The organism is Micromonospora sp. NPDC048063, assembly GCF_043202855.1.
GTDB lineage: Bacteria > Actinomycetota > Actinomycetes > Mycobacteriales > Micromonosporaceae > Micromonospora.
In genome coordinates this window covers 38,220-60,443 of record NZ_JBIDBG010000017.1, presented here as the reverse complement: position 1 = coordinate 60,443, position 22,224 = coordinate 38,220, and the positions used below count along the sequence as shown (strand labels likewise).

Annotated in this window: 9 protein-coding genes; all 9 read left to right on the top strand. The window is 76.3% G+C overall.

Annotated features, from left to right (window positions below):
* Nucleotides 1-38: 38 nt before the first annotated feature.
* Entirely contained in the window at nucleotides 39-1,079 is a 1,041-nt protein-coding gene (locus tag ACGFZ2_RS28410) for a zinc-binding alcohol dehydrogenase (protein ID WP_393458760.1), read from the top strand.
* Complete coding sequence (locus tag ACGFZ2_RS28405; protein ID WP_393458757.1) at nucleotides 1,076-1,894, top strand: sugar phosphate isomerase/epimerase family protein; 819 nt, start codon at nucleotides 1,076-1,078, stop codon at nucleotides 1,892-1,894. The genes ACGFZ2_RS28410 and ACGFZ2_RS28405 overlap by 4 nt, the downstream gene beginning before the upstream one ends.
* On the top strand, nucleotides 1,891-3,369 hold the full coding sequence (locus ACGFZ2_RS28400) for a hypothetical protein (RefSeq protein WP_393458754.1): 1,479 nt from the start codon (nucleotides 1,891-1,893) through the stop codon (nucleotides 3,367-3,369). Before ACGFZ2_RS28405 ends, ACGFZ2_RS28400 begins: the two co-directional genes overlap by 4 nt.
* Nucleotides 3,370-3,523: 154 nt before the next feature.
* Nucleotides 3,524-3,928 carry a DUF2267 domain-containing protein gene (locus tag ACGFZ2_RS28395; RefSeq protein ID WP_393458751.1) on the top strand — a complete coding sequence of 135 codons (405 nt, stop codon included), beginning with the start codon at nucleotides 3,524-3,526 and terminating at the stop codon, nucleotides 3,926-3,928.
* A 337-nt stretch (nucleotides 3,929-4,265) separates the two neighbouring features.
* Nucleotides 4,266-7,736 (top strand): AMP-binding protein, encoded by a 3,471-nt coding sequence (locus ACGFZ2_RS28390; protein ID WP_393458748.1) that lies wholly within the window; start codon nucleotides 4,266-4,268, stop codon nucleotides 7,734-7,736.
* Nucleotides 7,733-10,852 carry a thioesterase domain-containing protein gene (locus ACGFZ2_RS28385; protein ID WP_393458745.1) on the top strand — a complete coding sequence of 1,040 codons (3,120 nt, stop codon included), beginning with the start codon at nucleotides 7,733-7,735 and terminating at the stop codon, nucleotides 10,850-10,852. The genes ACGFZ2_RS28390 and ACGFZ2_RS28385 overlap by 4 nt, the downstream gene beginning before the upstream one ends.
* Nucleotides 10,853-10,928: 76 nt before the next feature.
* Nucleotides 10,929-13,238 carry a lantibiotic dehydratase gene (locus tag ACGFZ2_RS28380; protein WP_393458742.1) on the top strand — a complete coding sequence of 770 codons (2,310 nt, stop codon included), beginning with the start codon at nucleotides 10,929-10,931 and terminating at the stop codon, nucleotides 13,236-13,238.
* Entirely contained in the window at nucleotides 13,235-16,744 is a 3,510-nt protein-coding gene (locus ACGFZ2_RS28375) for an amino acid adenylation domain-containing protein (protein ID WP_393458739.1), read from the top strand. The genes ACGFZ2_RS28380 and ACGFZ2_RS28375 overlap by 4 nt, the downstream gene beginning before the upstream one ends.
* 14 nt (nucleotides 16,745-16,758) lie before the next feature.
* Nucleotides 16,759-22,221 carry an SDR family NAD(P)-dependent oxidoreductase gene (locus ACGFZ2_RS28370; RefSeq protein ID WP_393458736.1) on the top strand — a complete coding sequence of 1,821 codons (5,463 nt, stop codon included), beginning with the start codon at nucleotides 16,759-16,761 and terminating at the stop codon, nucleotides 22,219-22,221.
* Nucleotides 22,222-22,224 lie beyond the last annotated feature (3 nt).

Sequence of the window (22,224 nt, the reverse complement as noted above, 5' to 3'; positions counted from 1 at the left end):
TGCCTACGATGGAACCCAGTGCTACCGGGATGTGACTCATGGTCAACTGGGTTGTCTCTCTGGCCGGGCCCCGACGGATCAGCCTCGAGCCCTGCCCCCCGGATCCGCTCGGGCCCGGTCAGGTCCGCGTCCGCACCTGCTACTCCGGCATCTCGGCCGGCACCGAGCTCACCCTCTACCGGGGCAGCAACCCCCGGCTGAGCAAGGACTGGGACGACGTCAGCCGGATGTTCGTGCCCCGGCAGACCTCCGTGCCGTACCCGCTGGTGGGCTTCGGCTACGAGGAGGTCGGCGAGGTCGTCGAGGTCGCGCCCGACGTGGCCGACCGGCGGACGGGCGAGGCGGTCTGGGGCATCTGGGGGCATCGCGCCGAGGCGGTCGTGGCCGCCGAGGCGGTGCACCCGCTGCCCGCCGGGCTGGATCCGCTCGCGGCCGTCTTCGCCCGCCCCGGGGCGATCGCCCTCACCGCCGTGCTCGCCGGCGACCTGCACCTCGGTGACTGGGTCGGCATCTTCGGGCAGGGCGTCATCGGGCTGCTCGCCACCCGCCTCGCCGCCCTCTCCGGCGCCCGGGTGGTCGCCGTCGACCGGGTGCCCGCCCGGCTGGCGCACGCCACCCGCCTCGGCGCGCGCATCGCGGTCGACGCGGGCGCCGAGTCGGCCGCGGCCGTGCTGCGCCGGGCCACCGGCGGCCGGGGTGCGGACGTCTGCCTGGAGCTGTCCGGGGCCTACCCGGCGCTGCACGAGGCGATCCGCTCCACCACCCACGCCGGCCGCGTCGTGGCCGCCGGCTTCTACCAGGGGCAGGCCGACGGGCTCGGCCTGGGTGAGGAGTTCCACCACAACCGGATCCAGCTGGTGGCGGCCCAGGTCTCCGGGCCGACCCCGGCTCCCGGCATGGCCGGCCGGTGGACCGGAGCCCGCGTCGCACACACCTTCATGGACCTGGTGGCCGAGGGCAGCGTCGACCCGCTGCCGCTGGTGAGCCACGTCGTGGACGCCAGCGCGGTGGCCGACGCGCTGGCGCTGCTCGACCGCGGTGACGGTGACACCCTCCAAGTGGTGCTGAGGTTCCGATGACGATTCCCCTGGCCTGTCAGGAGCAGCTCCTGCCGGGCACCGACCTGATCCAGAAGTACGCGCTCGCCACCGCGCTCGGCTACGACGCGATCGAGCTGCGCGGCCGGGGCGACCTCGGCCTCGCCCGCCGGCTGCCCGAGCTGCGCCGCGCCCGGGCGGCCGGGGTGGTCATGCCCACCGTCTGTGTCGAGATGGACCACTTCATCGGCGACTTCGACCCCGGGCGGTCCCGCGACGCGGTGCGCAACCTGCGCTCGCAGCTCTCGGTGATCGCCGAGCTCGGCGGCGTCGGCGCGATGACCCCGGCGGCGTGGGGGATGTTCTCCCGGCGGCTGCCGCCGTTCGAGCCGCCCCGTTCGCCCGCCGGCGACCGGCAGGTGCTCCTCGACGCCCTCGGCGAGCTGGGCGAGCACGCCCGCGCCGAGGGGGTCACCCTCTTCCTGGAACCGCTGAACCGGTACGAGGACCACATGGTCAACCGGCTCGACGACGCGGTGGCCCTCTGCGCGGCCGTCGGGCTGCCCTCGGTGCGGGTGGCGGCGGACACCTTCCACATGAACATCGAGGAGGACGACGTGCACCGGGCGCTGCGCGCCGCCGCGCCCTATCTCGGGCACGTGCAGGTCAGCGACTCCAACCGCTACCAGCCGGGCGCCGGCCACCTCGACTGGCCGGCCCTGGTGCGCACCCTGCTGGAGATCGACTACCGGGGCTGGCTGGCGCTGGAGTGCCGGCTGCGGGGCGACCCGGTCCGCGCCCTGCACCAGGCCGCCGCCGTGCTCCGACACGCGCAGCCCCGGCAGGCGGCGGCATGAGCACAGACACCGCGGACGGCGGCCCGGACACCGGGACGGCCGCCGACGCCGGCCCCCGTGACGCCGGCCCCCGTGACGCCGGCCCCCGTGACGCCGGCCCCCGTGACGCCGGCCCCCGTGACGCCGGCCCCCGGGAGGCCGAGGCCCGGGACGGCGGCGCCCGGGACGGCGCGGCGCTGCGCCAGCTCGCCGTCGCCACCCTCGACGGCAACTGGGAGCACGACCACACCGTGCCCTCGCGCACCCTCTACCCGCACCAGTGGAGCTGGGACTCGGCGTTCATCGCGCTCGGCTGGGCCCACGTCCGCCCCGACCGCGCCTGGCGGGAGCTGGCGAGCCTGTTCCGGGCCCAGTGGGCCGACGGGCGGGTGCCGCACATCGTGTTCAACCCGGCGCTGCGGGTCGGCTCGTACTTCCCGGGGCCGGAGTTCTGGGACTCGGCCCTCGCCGAGGGCGCCCCGGCCGCCGCCACGTCCGGGCTGGTCCAGCCGCCGGTGCATGCGCCCGCCGCGTGGCTGGCGTACCGCCGGTGCCCCTCGGCGGAGGGACGGGCCGCGCTGCGTCGGCTCTATCCCGGGCTGGTGGCGCAGCAGCGCTACCTGGCCACCCACCGGGACGTCGGCGGCGGCGGGCTGGCCTGCATCGTCCACCCGTGGGAGTCCGGGCTGGACAACAGCCCCGCCTGGGACGCGCCGATGGCGGCGGTTCCCGCCGACGCCGCCGTCATGCGCGCGTACCGCCGGCACGACACCACGCACGCCGACGCCGCGCACCGCCCCACCGACCTCGACTACGCCCGCTACGTCGCGATCGTGGCGTCCTACCGGCAGCACCGCTACCGCGACGCGGAACTGGCCGCCCACCATCCGTTCCTCGTGGAGTGTCCGCTGCTCAACGCGGCGATGGGCGCCGCCGAGCACGCGCTCGCCCGGATCGCGCCGGTGGTCGGGGCCGACCCCGGCCCGCACCGGGAGCGTGCCGTCCGGATCACCGAGGCCCTGGTGCGCCGGCTGTACGACCCCACGACCGGCACCTTCCAGCCCCGGGACCTGCGCGCCGACCGCCTCGTGCCGGCCCGGACGGTGCTCGGCCTCGTCCCGCTGATCCTGCCCGACCTGCCCGCCCGGCAGGCCACGGCGCTGGTCGCCGAGGCGTGCTCGCCGCGGTTCGGGCTGGCCGCCCGGATGGACCGGCCGCTGCCCAGCCACGACCGCACGGCGCCGGACTTCGAGCCGCTGCGCTACTGGCGCGGGCCGAGCTGGATGAACATCAACTGGCTGGTGCGCCGGGGGCTGCTCACCCACGGCCGCCCCGACCTGGCGGCCGGCCTGCGCGACTCGATGATCGAGCTGGTGGCCCGCTCCGGCTGCCACGAGTACTTCCACCCGGACACCGGCGCCGGGCTCGGCTCACCCGCCTTCGGCTGGACCGCCGCGCTGCTGCTCGACGTCCTCGCCGACGACCGGACCGGCTGAGCCTGCCGCTCGGCGCCCGCCAGCATGATCCGCTCGACCTGGTCGGGGTGAACTCGTCCCGCTGGTCGCCGCCGGGCGCGTACGCGGCCCGGTTGCGTCGTTTGCCGGCGGCGGGCGCGGGTATGCGCGGGGCCGGTGACGACAGGAGGGCACCGTGCGGTTTCCCCTATTCGTCGACGCGGTGTCCCGCCGGGCGGGGCTGTCGACCGCGCAGTCTGCCACGATCGCCCGCGCCGTGCTGCAGACGATGGTGGAGCGGATGACCGGCGACCGGTCGGGCGACCTGGCCGGGCACCTCCCCGACGAGCTGGACGGCTACCTGACCGGGCCCGACCCCGCCGACGGCCGGCCGGCCCCCCTCGGGCCGGCGGAGTTCCTGCGCCGCGTGGGGGAGCGGGCCGGAGTGGACGAGGCCACCGCCCGCGTCGGCACCGGCGCCGTCTTCGCCACCCTGCGGGAGGCGGTCACCGTCGACGAGTTCCGCGACATGGTCGCCCGGCTGCCCGGGGACTTCGACGGCACGAGCCAGCCGATCCCCCGCCCGCCATATGACAGCTGACGACCCAGCCGGTCATCCGTCGTTCACAAAGTCGTCTGTGGACATCGACCCCGGTCGCAGGAAGACTGAAGGTCCACGAGCCGTTTGGCCGGAGAATCGTCGGCCGGCTCGCAAGTAGACGGAAGCTCCTCTATGCGCTAGAGGGATGATCGGACGGTTTTACCCATCCGTTGCGTGAGGGGTCCGTCGACTGTTCGGATGGACTCTAAACGATGATCTTTCCCGCCATGCATCGAGCCTTATGCTGCTTCCATTGTGAAGTCCTGGGGGGGATCGATGGTTGCGTTTGTCGAACGCTGCGCGCTGTCCATGAGCGGGTCCGCCACCGCGCGCTGACATGGCAGAACCGACCGTAGTCAATCGTTTCGGTGCTGTCGCCGCCCGCCAGCCCGATCAGCCGGCCGTCCTCGGCGAGGCCGCCCCGCTCAGCTATGCCGCGCTCGCCGGCGCCGCCGGCGGGCACGCCGCCGCCCTCGCCGGAGCCGGGTGCCGACCGGGCGACCGGGTGGCCCTGCTCACCGGGCACGGGCCCGCGACCATCGCCGCCATCCTCGGCACGCTCGCCGCCGGGTGCGCGTACGTGCCGCTGGATCCGGGCTTTCCGGAGCAGCGGCTGCGGCACATGCTCGCCGCCGCGGAGGTCGGCACCGTCCTGTGTGGAGTCGAGCACGCCGGGCTGGCCCGCCGGCTCACCGCCGACCGGCCGGCCGTCCGGGTGCTGACGGTCGACGACCTCCCGGCCGCGCCGCTGCGGCCCGTGCCCGTCGACCCGGACGCGCTGGCGTACGTGCTGTTCACCTCCGGATCCACCGGCGTGCCGAAGGCGGTCGGCCAGACCCACCGCAACCTGCTGCACGTGGTGGACAACCAGATCGCGGCCCTCCACATCGGCCCGGAGGACCGGCTCAGCCTGCTCGCCTCGTTCAGCTTCGACGCGGCGATCCCCGACCTCTACCCGGCGCTGCTCGCCGGGGCCGCCGTCGTCCCGGTGGAGCTGCGCCGGCACGGCCTCGCCCACGCCGTCGAGCAGCTTGCCCGGCACGGAGTCACCGTCTACCACTCCACCCCTACCGTCTACCGCTTCCTGCTCGACACCCCCGGCCCCCGCCTCGACCGGGTACGGGTCGTGCTGCTCGGCGGCGAGCAGGCCACCCACGCCGACGCGGCCCGCGGGCGGGACCGCTTCGGCCCCGACTGCGTGCTGGTCAACGGCTACGGCGCCACGGAGATGACCTTTGCCGCCCGGTACGCGCTGCCGCTCGCCGACGCCGACCCCGCCGCCACCGGGCCGCTGCCGATCGGCACGGCGCTGCCCGGGTACGAGCTGCGCCTCGGCGAGGGCGACGAGATCGTGGTGCGTAGCCGGCACCTCGCCCCCGGCTACCTCGGCCAGGACAGCGACCGGTTCGCCGTCGACCCCGACGGCGTGCCGACGTACCGGACGGGGGACCTCGGCGCGCGGCTGTCCGGCGGCGACCTCGTCTGCCTCGGCCGGCTCGACCGGCAGGTGAAGGTGCGCGGGTTCCGCGTCGAGCTGACCGAGATCGAGGCCGTGCTCGCCGACCAGCCGGGCGTCGCCGCGGTCCGCGCCATCGCGCGCGACGGCGAGCTGCTCGCGTACGCCCGGCCGGGCGGTGCCGGGCTGGACCCGGTGGCCCTGCGCGACGCCCTCGCCCGACGGCTGCCGGAGTACGCGCTGCCGCGCGCGGTGGTGGTGGTCGACGAGTTCCCGCTCACCGTCACCGGCAAGATCGACGAGCGGGCGCTGCCCGACCCGGCGCGGGAGGTGCCCGCCGGGGAGGCGCCGGCCACCCCCACCGAGCGGATCGTGCACGACATCTGGTGCGAGGTGCTCGGTCGCCCGGCCGTCGGCCGCTCCGACAGCTTCTTCGACGTCGGCGGCCAGTCGCTGCTGCTCGGTCGGGTGCAGCAGCGGCTCGCCGAGCGGTTCGGGGTGCGACTGCCGATGCTGCGGCTCTTCGAGCACCCGACCGTGGCCGCCCAGGCCCGGCTGGTCGACACCCCGCCGGAGCCGGTCCGCGCGCCGGCCGTGCCCGCCCCGGTCGCCCCGGCGACCGCCGCCCGGGAGTACACGGGCGACGAGATCGCCGTGGTCGGCCTCGCCGGCCGGTTCCCGGGCGCGCCCGACGTCGGCACCTTCTGGTGGAACCTCTGCGCCGGCGTGGACTCCATCCACGACCACAGCGACGAGGAACTGGCCGCCCTCGGCATCGGCCCCGGCCTGCGCGCCGACCCCCGGCACGTCAAGGCGGCCGGCCGGCTGGACGGGGTGGCCGACTTCGACGCCGAGTTCTTCTCCTTCGGCGCCGACGAGGCGGCCCGCACCGACCCGCAGCACCGGCTCTTCCTCGAGACGGCCTGGGAGGCCCTGGAGGACGCCGGGCACGACCCGGCCCGGTTCCCCGGGCTGGTCGGCGTCTACGCCGCCACCTCCGCCAACCGGTACTTCCTGTTCCACCTCATGGACAACCCGGCCGTGATCGGCGACGTCGACCCCGACGACTGGGAGGCCCGGCTCGTCGGCCGGCAGTTCACCGACCACCTGCCCGGGCAGGTGGCCTACCGGCTGGGCCTGACCGGGCCGGCGGTCGCCGTGCAGAGCGCCTGCTCCAGCTCGCTGGTCGCGGTCTGCCTCGCCGCGCAGAGCCTCGCCGACTACCAGTGCGACATCGCCCTGGCCGGCGGGGTGAACGTCACCTGGCCCCGCTACCGGCACACCCCCGGCGGTCTGGCCTCCCCGGACGGCCGCTGCCGCGCCTTCGACGAGGCCGCCGCCGGCGCCGGCTTCGGCTCCGGCGCCGGTGTGGTCGCGCTGCGCCGGCTCGCCGACGCCCAGGCCGACGGCGACCGGATCTACGCGATCCTGCCCGGCTGGGCCGTCACCAACGACGGCGCCGACCGCGCCGGGTTCGCCGTCCCCGGGCCCGCCGGGCAGGCCGCCGCCGTCGCCGGCGCGCTCGCCGCGGCGGAGGTCGCCCCCGGTGAGGTCCGCTTCGTCGAGGCCCACGGCAGCGGCACGCCGCTCGGCGACGCCATCGAGGTCGCCGCGCTGCACGAGGTGTACGCCGGCGCCGGGCCCGCCGAGACGTGTGCGCTCGGCTCGGTGAAGACCAACATCGGCCACCTCGACGCGGGCGCCGGCATCGCCGGGCTGATCAAGGCCGTGCTCGCCGTGCAGCACGGCGTCATCCCGCCGAACCTGCACTTCACCCGTCCACACCCGGAGATCGACCTGGCCGGCGGTCCGTTCTACGTGCCGACCAAGGCGCGGGACTGGCCCGAGGCGACCCGTCGCGTCGCCGGGGTCAGCTCGTTCGGGCTGGGCGGCACGAACGCGCACGTGGTGGTCGAGCAGCCGCCCCCGGCCGAGCCGGTCGACGGCGCGGACGCGCCCGCGTACCTGCTGCCGGTGTCGGCGCGGACCCCGACGGCGCTGCGGGCGGCGCTGACCCGGCTGCGGCAGCACCTCGCCGGGGCCGCCCCGGCGCTCGCCGACGTGGCCGCCACCCTCGCCCTGGGTCGGCGCGCCTTCGGCTGCCGGGCGGCCGTGGTGGCGGCCGACCCCGCCGGCGCCGTCGCCGCGCTGGACGAGCTGCTCGCCACCGACGCCCGGCTGGCCGGCGAGCCCGGCGAGCTGCGCGAGCTGGCGGCGGCCTGGGTCGCCGGGCGGGACGTGGACTGGGCGGCGCTGCACCCCGAGGGCTCGGTCCGGCGGACCGGGCTGCCGACCTATCCGTTCCAACGCCAGCGGTACTGGATCGACCCCCCTCAGAAAGGTGCGCGGTGAACTGGTTCGTCTCCGCCGGCCGCCGTGACCCGGCACCGGTGCAACTGTTCTGCCTGCCCTACGCCGGCGGCGGCGCGAGCGTCTTCCGGCGCTGGCAGGACGGGCTCGGCCCGGACGTCGAGGTGCTGCCGGTGCAGCTGCCGGGCCGGGAGAACCGGATCAGCGAGGACCCGGAGTTCCGGGTGGCCGACGTCGCGTCCGCCATCGCCGACCGGGTCCGCGGCCCGTACGCGATCTACGGCCACTCCATGGGCGGCCGGGTCGGCTTCGAGGTGGTCCGCGAGCTGCGCCGCGCCGGTCGTCCGCTGCCGCTGCGGCTCTACGTCGGCGGTGCCCGCGCCCCGCACGTGACCGCGGCCAGTCTCTTCGACGGGCTGTCCGACGTGGACGACGACGAGCTGCTGCGCCGCCTCGGCGCCGGCGGCGGCCTGCCGGCCGAGCTGCTGGCGCACCCCGAGCTGGTCGAGTTGCTGCTGCCGCTGCTGCGCGCCGACTTCGGCCGGGTCGACAGCTACCGCTACACCCCGGGCGAGCCGCTGCCGGTGCCGATCGTGGCGTTCAGCGGCCGGGACGACCGCGCCGTCCGCCGGGAGCACAGCGACGCGTGGCGGGAGCACACCGCCGCCGGCTTCATCCTGTACGAGATCGAGGGTGGGCACTTCTTCCTCAACGACCGGCTCCCCGACCTGCTCGCCGCGATCCGCGTCGACCTCGACGGCGTCCTGGCGGCGGCGACGGAGCGGGTCCCCGTCGACGATCATGCTGCCCGGGGCGCCGGTGCGGCCCCGGCCGCCAGGGCGGGCGGGCACCGGGTGCCGCTCGGCGACACCGGGTGGTCGGTGTGGCGGGACGCCATCCTGCGTACCACCGGCTTCCCCGCCGACGGCCTGACCATGCTGTCCGCTCCGCAGGCCGCGGCGGCCGCCGACGAGCTGCTGGCCACCGGCGACGGCGCGGAGCGGTTCGACAAGGAGTTCGCCGAGGCGGTGGCGGCGACCGGGCGCCGGCTCACCGCGCTGGCCGCCGATCCGCTGCTGCGCGAGGCGGTCGGCTGGCAGAACCGGGGTGCCCTGGTCGCGCTGGACGGCCTGGCGCGCGGCGGCCCCGACCCGGCCCGCAACGTGCGGCGGCGGGACCGGGAGCGCGCCCTGCTGAAGTACTGGCAGCGGTACTGCGGCAAGAACGAGACGGTCGGCTTCTTCGGCCCGAGCTGCTGGGTCACCCTCGACCCGGCGCGCCCGGAGACCGCCGACGTGCGCCCCGGCCCGGGCCTGACCCGGCGACGCTGGGTGTGGTTCGAGTCCTGGGCGCTCAGCGCGTACGCCGACCGGATCGGCCGGGACGTGGCGGTGCGCAGCTGGTGGGCGCCGATGCTCTGCCCGCAGCTCAGCCTCGCCGACCGCACGGTCCGCCGGCCGGGCCGGCCGCCGGTGGCGCTCACACCGGTGGAGGCGGCGCTGCTGGCCGCCGCCGACGGCCGGCGCGCGGCCCGCGAGCTGGTCGCCGACCCGGCGATCGGGTTGCGCCGGCCGGAGGACGGCTACGCGCTGCTGGACCGGCTCGTCGAGCGCGAGCTGATCACCTGGGACGCGGCGCTGCCGGTGAGCCCCGACGCCGAGGACGTGCTGCGGCGGCGGATCGAGGAGATCGGCGACGAGCCCGCCCGGCTGGGCGCCCGCGCCGGCTTCGACCGGCTGTGCGGCGCCCGGGACGAGGTGGCCGCCGCGGCCGGCGACCCGGAGCGGCTGCGTACCGCCCTGGACGCGCTCGACGCGACGTTCACCGAGCTGACCGGGGAGCCCCCGCGCCGCCGCGCCGGCCAGATGTACGCCGGCCGCACCCTCTGCTACGAGGACACCAGCCGGGACCTCGACGTGGTCTTCGGCAAGCCGCTGCTCGACCGGATCGCCGCCCCGCTCGCGGTGCTGCTCCAGGCGGCCCGCTGGATGGTCGACGCGCTGGAGCGGGCGTACGACGCGGCGTTCCGCGAGCTGTACGACGAGCTGCGCGCCGAGGCGGGCGACGGCCCGGTGTCCCTGGCCGACCTGTGGTTCCTGGCGCAGGGCCTGTTCTGGGGCGACGGCGCCCGGCCGGTCGACGCGGTCGCCGCCGAGTTCGCCGACCGCTGGGCCGGACTGTTCGGCCTGGCCGCGCTGCCGCCCGGGACGACCGAGGTCCGGCTGCCGGTGGCCGACCTGGCCACCCGGGTCGCCGAGGCCTTCCCCGCCGCGCGGCCGGCCTGGCCCAACGCCCGGCTGCACAGCCCCGACCTGCAGATCTGCGCCGCCGACGCGGAGGCGCTGGCACGCGGCGACTACACCGTGGTCCTCGGCGAGCTGCACGCCGCCTGGGCGTCCTTCGACTGCCAGGTCTTCACGCCGTCGCACCCGGACGTGGAGCGGCTGCGCGACGCGCTGACCGAGGACCTCGGCGAGCGGCGGATCCGGCTGCTCGTCCCGACCGACTGGCCCCGGCGCACCAGCCGGGTCGCCGAGGCGCTCACCGGGCCGACCGACCGGCAGTTGGCCTTCGCGCCCGCGCCCGGCGCCGACCCCGACCGGGTGCTGCCCACGGTCGACCTGACCGTCGCGGAGGAGGGCGGCCGGCTGGTCGCCACCGCCCCGGACGGGCAGCGCTGGACGCTGCCCGAGATCTTCTCCCCGCTGCTCAGCGCGCACGCCGTCGACGGGTTCAAGCTGGTCAGCCCGGCGCCGTACACGCCCCGGATCACGGTCGGCGAGCTGGTGGTGGCGCGGCAGACCTGGCGCACCACGGTCGGCGCGAGCGGGCTCGCCGCCGTCACCGGCGAACGGGAACGGTTCCTCGCGGTCCGGGACTGGCGCCGCCGCCTCGGGCTGCCGGAGCAGGTCTACGTGAAGCTCGGCACCGAGACCAAGCCCTGCTTCGTGGACCTCAGCAGCCCGGCGTTCAGCGCCATGTTCTGCGCGATGGTGCGGGCCGCCCGCACCGACGGCGGCGACGACGCCTCGCTGATGGTCAGCGAGATGCTGCCCACGGTCGGGGACGCCTGGGTGCCCGACGCGGCCGGCCGGCGCTACTTCAGCGAGCTGCGGCTGCACATCGTGGACGCCGACGAGCGGGAGGACGCCCGATGAGCGTGCGTCAGCGAGTGAATCATCGGTGCAGCGCGTTGGTGCCTCATGGCGGCACGGAGCGAAGCGGAGTGCGGTCATGAGCCACCGGATCCCCCTCGGCGACACCGGCTGGTCGGTGTTCCGCGACGTCGTCCTGCGTACCGCCGGCTTCCCGGCGGCCGGGCTGGCCGCCTTCGCCGCGCCCGAGGCGGCGGCCGCCGCCGACGCCCTGCTCTCCGGCGAGGGCGAGGCGGACACGTTCGAGAAGGCGTTCGCGACGGCGCTGGCGGACGGCTCCGAGGTGGCCAACCAGATCGCCGCCGACCCGCTGCTGCGCGAGGCGGTCACCTGGCAGAACCCGGAGATGCTCATCGCGCTGGACGGCCTGCTGCGCACCGACCCGACGGTGCGCAACGTACGCCGCCGCAAGCGCGAGCTGAGCCTGCTGCGCTACTGGCAGCGCTACTGCGGCAAGGCCGAGACGATCGGGTTCTTCGGCCCGGTCTGCTGGGGCCGGATCGATCCCGACGAGCCGGCCACCCGGCTGCGGCCCGGGCCCGCGTTGGTGTCCCGGCGCGAGGTCCACTTCGAGGCGTGGGCGCTGATCGCGTACGCCGACCGGCTCGCCGACGACCTGGCCGTGCGGCGCTGGTGGGCGCCGACGCTGCCGCCGCACCTGAGCCTCTCCGACCGGCAGGTCACCCGCCCGCTGCTCCCGCCGACCGAGCTGACCGGAACGGAGGCCCGGCTGCTCGCCGTCTGCGACGGGCGAACCCCGGCGGTCACCCTCGTGGAGCGGCTTGTCGCCGGCGGGGAGGCCGGGCTGCGCAGCGCCGACGACGGCTACCTGCTGCTCGACCGGCTGGTCGACCGGAGCCTGCTGACCTGGGACGCCGGCCTGCCGGTCAGCCCGGACGCCGAGCGCGTGCTGGGGCAGCGGATCGAGGCCATCGGCGACGCGTCCGTCCGCGCCGAGGTGGCGACCGCGTTCGACCGGTTGCGCGCGGCGCGCGACGCGGTGGCCGCGGCGGCCGGGGACCCCGACCGGCTCGGCGCCGCGCTGGCCGCGCTGAACGCCGAGTTCACCGCCGTCACCGGCCGGCCCGCCACCCGCCAGGCCGGGCAGATGTACGCCGGTCGCACGGTGCTCTACGAGGAGACCGCCCGCGACCTGGACTTCACGGTCGGCTCCCGGGTGCTGGACGCGCTGGCCGAGCCGCTGGCGATCGTGCTGGCGGCCGCACGCTGGCTGACCGCCGAGGTCGGTGCCGCCTGCGAACGGCTCTTCGCGGAGCTGCACGCCGAGCTGCGCGGCGACGGGCCGGTGCGGCTGGCCGACATCTGGGCCCTGGCCCAGGGGCTGCTGCTCGCCCCGGACGGCCCGATCGCCCAGGCCGGCGCCGGGCTGACCGCCCGCTGGGCGGAGCTCATCGGCCTGGACACGGTGGCCCCTGGGCAGACCGAGCTGCGGCTGCGCAGCGCCGACCTGGCCGGGCGGGCCCGTGCCCTGTTCGCCGCCGACCGCCCCGGCTGGCCGTCCGCCCGGATCCACAGTCCGGACGTGCAGATCGCCGCCGCCGGGCTGGACGCCCTCAACCGGGGCGACTTCCTGCTCGTCCTCGGCGAGCTGCACCCGGCCTACGTCCCGTTCGACAGCGCGGTGCTGACCCCGTTCCACCCCGACCAGCCGTCGCTGCGGGCCGCGTTGGACGCCGAACTCGGGCCGGCCCGGGCGCGGGTGCTCTACCCGGAGAGCTTCCCGCGGATGACGACCCGCATCACGTACGCGCTCAACGGTCCCCGGGACCGGCAGTTCGGCATCGACACGGCCCGGGGCGCCGACGTCGACCGGCTGGTCCGCGCCACCGAGGCACGGGTGGAGAACGACGGCGACGAGTGGCTCGCGGTGCTGCCGGACGGCACCCGCTGGCCGCTGATGGAGATCTTCGCCAACCTGCTCGGCGCGTTGCTGCTGGACACCTTCAAGCTCCTCGCGCCGGCCCCGCACACGCCCCGGATCACCATCGACCGGCTGGTCGTGGCGCGGCGGACCTGGCGGACGACGGTGGCGGAGACCGGCCTGGCCGGCGTCACCGGCGAGGCCGAGCGGTTCCTCGCCGTACGCCGGTGGAGGGCGGGTCTGGGGCTGCCCGAGCGGGTGTTCGTCAAGGTGGGCACCGAGATCAAGCCCTGCTACGTCGACCTCACCGCCCCGCTGCACGCCCAGTCCCTCTGCGCCATGGTCGACGCCGCCGCGAAGAGCGGCCCCGACGTCACCGTGACGGTCGGCGAGCTGCTGCCGGACCCGGCGGACGCCTGGGTGACCGACGCGAGGGGACGCGGCTACGTCAGCGAGCTGCGGTTGCAGATCACCGATCCAGTGAGCTACCGGGGAGAGAACGGGTGACCGACATCCTGTCCACCAGCGCCGTCCACGGGGAGACCCTGCCGTGGCCGGACGCGACGCTGGCCGAGCTGATCGCCGCCCAGGCCGCTCGGACCCCGGACGCGGTCGCGGTGCGTCAGTGGGACACCCGGCTCACCTACGCCGAGCTGGTCGGCCGGGCGGCCGGGGTGGCCGCCGCGCTGCGCGGGCGCGGTGTCGGCCCGCAGACGCGGGTCGGCGTCTGCGGAGCCCGCAACCCCGACCTCGTGGCCACCGTGCTCGGGGTGCTCTTCGCCGGCGGCTGCTACGTGCCGCTGGAGCCGGGCGGCCCCCGCCGGCGGCTGCGGGAGATCGTCGCCGACGCGGGGGTGACCGTGGTGGTTGGTGACGCCGCCGTGGCCGAGTTCGGCGACGTGCCGGGCGTCGAGGCGCTCGGGCTGCCCGGGCCGGCGCCGCTGGCCGCCTGCCCGGCCCGCCCCGGCGACCCCGCGTACGTGCTGTTCACCTCGGGCTCCACCGGCCGGCCCAAGGGGGTGGTCGTCACCCACCGGAGCGTGGTCGAGTTCGTCACCGGCTGCGCCGCCGTGACCGGCGCCGACGCGGGTGTCCGCAGCCTCGGCTACGCCTCGCTCAGCTTCGACGCGGCGATCATCGACCTCTTCGTACCGCTGCTGCTCGGCGGCGCCGTCCAGCTCGTCGGCGCCGACGACCGGGCCGACCCGGTGCGGCTGGCCCGGTTCATCGCCGCGCACGAGGTGAACTGGGGGCTCCTCACCCCGACCGTGCTGTCCATGCTGGACCCGGCGGAGCTGCCCGCCTGGCGGGTGGTGCTCTGCGGCGCCGAGGCGGTGCCGGCCGAGCTGGCCGCCCGCTGGGCCCCCGGCCGGCTCTTCGTCAACGCGTACGGCCCGACCGAGGCCACGGTGATGGCGGTCAGCGGCGAGCTGACCGGTGCCGAGACCGACCCGGTGCCGATCGGCCGCCCGGTCCCCAACCACCGCGTGTACGTGGTCGACGCCGGGCTGCGCCCGGTGCCGCCAGGGGAGGCCGGCGAGCTGCTGGTCGGCGGTCCCGGGCTGGCCGACGGCTATCTCGGCCGGCCCGGCCTGACCGCCGAGCGGTTCGTCCCCGACTCGTTCGGCGAGCACCCGGGGCAGCGGCTCTACCGCACCGGCGACCTGGCTCGGCAGGAGCCCGACGGCCGGCTGGTCTACCTCGGCCGCATCGACCGGCAGGTCAAGATCCGGGGCCAGCGCATCGAGCTGGGCGAGGTGGAGGCCGTGCTGGCCGACCTGCCCGGCGTACGGCAGGTCGCCGTGGAGGCCGTCCCCGGCCCGGCCGGCACCGAGCTGGTCGCCTTCCTCACCCCGGCCGACGCCCCCGACGACGAGCGGCTCCGGGCGTACGCCCTGTCCCGGCTGACCGCCGCGATGCTGCCGACCCGGGTGCTGCGCCGCGACGCCCTGCCGGTCAGCCCGACCACCGGCAAGTTGGACCGGCCGGCGCTGCGCGCGCTGGCCGCCGCCGCCGACGTCGCGGTCCCCGCCGGCCCCGTGGACGCGGACGAGCCGCTCGCGGCGGCGGTGGCCCGGATCTGGGGCCGGCTGCTCGGCGGGACGCCCACCCCGGAGACCGACTTCCTCGCCGCCGGCGGCAACTCCATCGCCGCGATGCGCCTGGTCGCCGCGCTCCGGGCCGAGCTGGGCCGGCACGTCGACACCCGGGACGTCTTCACCGGCCGTACCCTGGCCGGCCTGGTGGAGCGGATCACCGCCGCCGCCCCGGCCGACGGCGACGGGCTGACCACCGGCAACCCGCCCACCCTCTCGGCGCCGCAGCGCCGGCTCTGGTTCGTCGACCAGATCGCCCCCTCCAGCGCTCCCTACAACATCGCGGTGGCGCACCGGCTGCGCGGCCCGCTGGACACCGCTGCCCTCGGGGCGGCGCTGCGGGCGGTCGCCGAACGGCACGACGTGCTGCGCTGGCGCATCCCGCAAACTGCCGGCGTGCCGTACGCGGTCCGCGAGGAACCGACCGACGTGGCCGTCCCGGTGGTCGACCTGACCGGCAGCGCCGACGCCGAGGCGGAGCTGGCCGGGATGCTCGCCGCCGGGGCGGCGCACTCCTTCGACCTGGCCACCGGGCCACCCTGGCAGGTGACCGTCTACCGGCTCGGGCCGGACGAGCACGTCCTGGCGATCACCCTGCACCACGCGGTCTTCGACGGCTGGTCGGAGAAGCCGCTCTACGACGACCTCGCGGCGGCGTACGACCGGGCGCTGGCGGGCGGCAGCCCGACGCTGCCCGCGCTGCCCGCCACGTACGCCGACTACGCCGTGTGGCGGGCGGAGCGGGACCGGCGTCGCGGCGCCGCCGACCTGGACTGGTGGGTGGCGCACCTGCGCGACGTGCCCACCGTGCTGGACCTGCCCCGCGACCGGCCCCGGCCGGCGGTGGCCACCTACACCGGCGCCGAGGCGGCGGTGTGGCTGCCCGAGGCGTGTGACCGCGGGGTGCGGGAGCTGGCCGAGCGGCGCGGCACCACCGTGGCGGCGGTGCTGATGGCCGGCTTCGGCGAGCTGCTGCGCCGGCTCACCGGCCGCGACGACCACGTGGTCGGCGCCATCGTCGCCGACCGCCGGCTGGCCGCGTTCGACGACGTGGTGGGCTTCTTCATCGACACCGTGCCCGTGCGGGTGCGCGGCGGCGCGGCCAGCTTCGCCGAGCTGGTCGACCGGTGCGCCGGCGAGCTGCACGAGGCGACCGCCCACCCCGGCGCCCCGCTGGAGCGGATCGTCGAGGCGCTCGCCGTGGGCCGGGACACCTCCCGCGCGCCACTGGTGCAGGTGCTGTTCAACGTGCTCAACTTCGCCCCGCCCCGGCTGGCGTTGACCGGCCTGGACACCGAGCCGGTCGCGGTGCCCAAGCCCGGCTCGCCGTTCGACATCACCGTCTACGTGGTGGAACGGGCCGGCCGGTACGGCGTCGAGGTGGTCTACAACCCCGACCTCTTCGACGCCGGCCGGATCGACGACCTGCTGGCGGACCTCGCCGCACTCGTCGGCGCGCTGGTCGCCGCGCCGGACACACCGACCGACCGGGTGGCCACCGAGCTGCCCCGCCCGACGGTGGCCACGCCCCAGCTCGGCGCGATGACCGTCGCCGCCGGCGAGGCGCCGCGCGGCGTGCTGCCGGCCGGCCCGGACGGGCTGACCGACACCGAGGAGCTGATCGCCGGGATCTGGCGCGAGGTCCTCGAACGCGACCAGGTCGGGGTCACCGACAACTTCTTCGACATCGGCGGGCACTCGCTGGCGCTGGCTGCCGTGCACGCCCGGCTCACCGCCGCCACCGGCCGCTCGATCAAGATGCTCGACCTCTTCCGCCACCCCACCATCCGGGCGCTCGCCGCCAGCCTCGACGGCGCCGCCGACCGGCCGGAGCTGGCCCGCGCCGCGCTGCGCGCCGCCGCCCGACGCAGTCGTACCCGCCGCAACCCACCCCGCCGCCCCGGCGGCACCGCGTGACGAAGGACAGCCTGATGAGCAACCCGACCGCAACCGACCTCCCCGAGGGCGACGGCATCGAGCCGATCGCCATCGTCGGGCTGGCCGCCCGCCTGCCCGGCGCGGCCGACGTGAACGAGTTCTGGCGCAACCTGGTCGACGGGGTCGAGTCGGCCACCGAGCTGACCCGGGAGGAGCAGCTCGCCCGCGGCGCCACCGCCGACGAGGTCGACGACCCGGGCTGGGTCAACCGCGCCCCGCTCGTCGACGGGTACGACGAGTTCGACGCCGGGCTGTTCGGCATGACCGCCCGCGAGGCGGAGATCACCGACCCGCAGCACCGGCTGTTCCTGGAGTCCTGCTACACCGCGTTGCAGGACGCCGGCTACGACCCGACCCGCTACGACGGCTCGATCGGCGTGTACGCCGGCACGGGCGGCAACACCTACCTGCACCGCTTCGTGCTGCGCAACAAGCGGGTCGGCGGCAACCTCCACGGCACCGTCTCGCTGGCCACCGGCAACTCCCCGAACTACGTGGCCACCAACGTGTCGTACCGGCTGGACCTGCGCGGCCCGAGCCTGACCGTGCACACCGCCTGCTCCACCTCGCTGGTCGCGTTCCACCTGGCCTGCGAGGCGCTGCGCAACGGCGAGTGCGACATGGCCCTCGCGGGCGGCGTCAACATCGAGCTGCCGCACGTCGGCTACCTGGGCATGGACGGCTTCACCTCGCCCGACGGCCGGTGCCGCCCGTTCGACGCGGACGCCAACGGCACGGTCTGGGGCAGCGGCGCTGGGGTGACCCTGCTCAAGCGGCTCTCCGACGCGATCGCCGACGGCGACGCGATCCGCGCCGTGGTGCTCGGCAACGCGATCAACAACGACGGCGCCGGCAAGGTCGGCTTCACCGCCCCGAGCGTCGACGGGCAGATGGAGGCGATCGCCCAGGCCGTCGCGATGGCCGACGTCGACCCGCGCACCATCAGCTACGTCGAGGCGCACGGCACCGGCACCGCGATGGGCGACCCGATCGAGATCGCCGCGCTCTCCGCCGTCTACACCAAGGACACCGACGAGCGGGGCTGGTGCGGCATCGGCTCGGTGAAGTCCAACATCGGCCACCTCAGCCAGCCCTCCGGCATCGTCAGCGTGATCAAGACGGTGCTCGCCATGGAGCACGGGCTGATCCCGCCGACCATCAACTACGAGACGCCGAACCCGGCGATCGAGTTCGCCGACACCCCGTTCTACGTGGCGAACACGCTGACCAAGTGGGACACCGACGGCACGCCCCGCCGCGCCGGGGTCAGCTCGTTCGGGATCGGCGGCACCAACGCGCACGTGGTGCTGGAGCAGGCGCCGGCGGCGTACCGGGAGCGGCGGGTCCGCCCGGCGCAGCTGCTGCACGTCTCGGCGAAGACCGCCGGCGCGCTGGAGACGGCGGTGCAGCGGCTCGCCGAGCACCTGGAGTCCGCCGCCGACCGGGGGCCGGAGCACCTCGCCGACGTCGCGCACACCCTGCGCGTCGGCCGCCAGCAGTACCCGCACCGCGTCGCCGTGGTCGCCACCGACCTGGCCGACGCGGTCGCCGCGCTGCGCACCAAGCGCCGCCGGCAGGCCGGCGTGGCCGAGGGCCCGGCGCCCCGGACGGCGTTCCTCTTCTCCGGCCAGGGCTCCCAGTACGCCGGGATGGGTGCGCAGCTCTACGCCGAGGAACCGGGCTTCGCGGCCGTCGTGGACGAGTGCGCCGAGCTGCTCCGCCCGGAGCTGGGCCTGGACATCCGCGACCTGATCCTCGACCGCGACCCCGAGGCGGGGGAGAAGCTCACCGAGACCCGCTACACCCAGCCCGCCCTGTTCGTCGTCGAGTACGCCCTGGCCGTGCTCTGGCAGTCCGCCGGCGTGCGGCCGGCCGCGATGATCGGGCACTCGATCGGCGAGTACGTCGCCGCGACGGTGGCGGGGGTGCTGAGCCTGCCCGACGCGCTGCGGGTGGTCGCCGCCCGGGGCCGGCTGATGCAGTCCGTCGCGCCGGGGTCGATGCTCGCCGTGCCGCTGGACGAGTCGGTGGTCGCCGAACGGCTGCCCGAGGGACTGGCCATCGCCACCGTCAACGGCCCGGGCACCTGTGTGGTGGCGGGCCCGAGCGACGCGGTCGCCGCCTTCGCCGACACGGTCGGCGCCAAGACCAAGGCTCTGCGGACCTCGCACGCCTTCCACTCGCCGATGATGGACCCCATCCTCGCCGAGTTCACCGCCCTGATGGCGACGGTGACGCTGCGGCCGCCGGCCGTCCCGTTCCTGTCCAACGTGACCGGTACCTGGATCACCGAGCAGCAGGCCACCGACCCGGCGTACTGGGCGGCGCACCTGCGCCAGCCGGTGCGCTTCGGCGCCTGCGTGGCCACCCTGCTCGCCGAGGGCACGTGGTCGCTGGTGGAGTGCGGCCCGGGCCGCCAGCTGGCGAACCTGGCCCGGATGCAGGTGGCCAAGGCGTCCGAGGCGCAGCGCAAGCTCGTCCCGCTGGGCAGCCTGCCCGGCCCGGGCGAGCCCACCGGCGACCTGGCCACCCTGCTCGGCACGGCGGCGGCGCTCTGGTGCGCCGGTACGCCGGTGCGGCTGGGCTCCGACCCGGACGCGCGGCGGGTGCCGCTGCCGACGTACCCGTTCGAGCGGCGCCGCTACTGGGTCGACCCGGACCCGGTGCAGCCGGGCGCCGCCGCGCCGGTCGAGACCGGGCCCCGGCCGCTGCCCGAGTGGTTCGCGGTGCCGGTGTGGCGGCAGGCGGCCCCCGAGCCGCGGACCGCGCCGCTGGGCCGCTGCCTGGTCCTCGCCGACGGCCCGCGCGGCGACGCGCTGGTCGCGGCGCTGCGGGCCGCCGGTGAGCAGCCGCTGACGGTACGCCCCGGCGACGGCTTCGCCGCCGAGGCCGACGGCTGGCGGCTGCGCCCCGGCGTGCGGGACGACTACGACGCGCTGGTCGCCGCCCTCGCCGCGGACGGCGTGCCGGCCCGGCTGGTGCACGCGTTCGCCCTCGACGGCGAGCCGACCGGCGCCGACATCGCCGCCACCTGGGCCGCCCAGGACCGGGGCTTCTTCAGCGCGCTGCACCTGGTGCAGGCCCTGGCGGGCGCCGGCCTGACCGCCGAGGAGGGCGCGTTCACCCTGGACGTCGTCACCGCCGGCATCGGCGACGTGACCGGCGCCGACCTGACCCGGCCGGAGCACGCCACCCTGGCCGGCCTGGCCCGGGTGCTCCCGGCCGAGGTCCCCGGCCTGACCGTCCGGCTGCTCGACGCCGGCCCGGCCGACGCGGGGGAGCGGGCCCTCGTGGCCGAGCTGCGCCGCCCGGTCGACCCGGAGCGGCCCGAGGTGACGTTGCGCGGCGGACGCCGCTGGGTGACCGGCTACGAGCAGGTCACCGTCGACGCCGAGGGCGAGCCGGGGGCGCTGCGCGAGGGCGGCCGGTACGTGATCACCGGCGGGCTCGGCGGTATCGGCATCACCCTCGCCGAGGACTTCGCCACCCGGGCCCGGGCGAAACTGGTGCTGCTGGCCCGCTCCGGGCTGCCGGCCCGCGAGGAGTGGGACGACCACCTGGCCGTGCACGGCGGCGACCGGGCCGGCCGGGCCATCGCCGCGATCCGCCGGATGGAGGCCGCCGGCGCCGAGGTGCTGGTGCTCGCCGCCGACGTCACCGACCCCGCCGACCTGGCCCGCGTGCGGGCCGAGGCCGAGCGCGCGTACGGGGGAATCGACGGCATCGTGCACGCGGCCGGCCTGCCCGGCGGCGGCATGGCCGAGATCAAGGAGCGGGCCGAGGCGGAGCGGGTGCTCGCCCCGAAGCTCGCCGGCACCCTCGCCCTGGCGCGGGTCTTCGGCGACCTGCCGCTGGACTTCGTGGTGCTCTGCTCCTCGGTCACCGCGGTGATCGGCGGCTTCGGTCAGGTCGACTACTGCGCGGCGAACAACTTCCTCGACGCGTACGCCCGGGCCGGTGCCGGCTTCGCCGCGCCCGTGGTGTCGCAGAACTGGGGCGGCTGGGCCGAGGTGGGCATGGCCGTGGAGACCGACGTCCCCGCCGGCTTCCGGGCCGCCGCGCGGGACACGGTCGCCACCCCGGTGGACCACCCGGTGCTCACCACGAAGGTCACCGGCCCCGACGGCACCGTGCTGCACGGCCTGGTCTCCGCCACCAGCCACTGGCTCCTCGACGAGCACCGCATCGGCGGGGTGCCCGTGGTGCCGGGCACCGCCCACCTGGAGTCCGTCCGCGCGGCGGTGACGGCCGCGCTGCCGGCCCCGGCCGGGGACGCCGCCGTGGAGCTGCGCGACGTGGTGTTCCTGGAGCCGTTCTCGGTGCCCGACGGCACCGTCGCCCAGTACCGGGTGGAGCTGACCCCCGCCGAGGACGGCGTCGACTTCGCCGTGTGCAGCCTCGCCGCCGGCCAGTCCCGCACGCACGTGCGCGGGTCGGCGGGCTGGACGGTCGAGCCCGCCCCGCCGGCGGAGCAGCCGGCCGTGACGGGCCGCCGGGTCGACGACGACTCGTCGTTCGGCCGTGGACGCACCAGCATGCTGACCTTCGGGCCGCGCTGGGCCGCGCTGCGCGAGCACCACCTCGGCGACGGCGAGGAACTGGCCCGCATCGAGGCCCCCGCCGAGGCGGTCGGGGACCTGCCGTCGTGGGGCCTGCACCCGGCGCTGCTGGACGTGGCGACCGCGTTCGGCCGCGGCCAGGGCTCCGGCACCTACCTGCCGCTGTCGTACGGGCGGATCGTGGTGCGCGGGTCGCTGCCGGCGCGGTTCCACAGCCACCTGCGGCACCGGGACAGCGCCACCGCCGAGGTGGTGGCCGCGGACCTGTCGCTGCGCGACGCCGACGGCCGGGAGCTCGTCGCCATCAGCGACTTCGTGCTGCGGCGGGTCGACCAGGGCGCGGTGACCGGTGGCCTGGCCGCCGCGCCGGAGGCGGACCCGGCGGCGACCTCCGCCGGGCCGACCGAGGACATCCGGCCGGTGGACGGGGTGGAGGCGTTCCGGCGCAGTCTCACCGCCGGGCTGGGTGCCCAGGTCGTGATCACCACTCGGACGGTGGCGGACATCCGCAGCCGCGCCGGCCGGATGACCACGGAGAGCCTGGAGAACGAGCCGGAGACGACCTCCACGGCGCCGTCCGGCACCGGCGGCGGCTCGGCCGCGCCCCGCACCGAGTTGGAGATGATCATCGCCCGGGTCTGGCAGGACGGGCTCGGGGTGGCCGAGGTCGGCGTCGACGACGACTTCTTCGCCCTCGGCGGCAACTCGCTGGTGGCGGTGCAGCTGATCGCCGCGATGCGCAAGGCGACCGGGGTGCGGCTGCCGATGCGCAGCCTCTTCGAGACGCCCACCGTGGCCGGGATCGCGGCGCGGATCGAGGAGATGCGGGCCGCCGCCCCCACCGACGAACCGGCCGCGCCGACCACCCCCAACATCCCGCGGCTGCCCCGCGCGTGACGA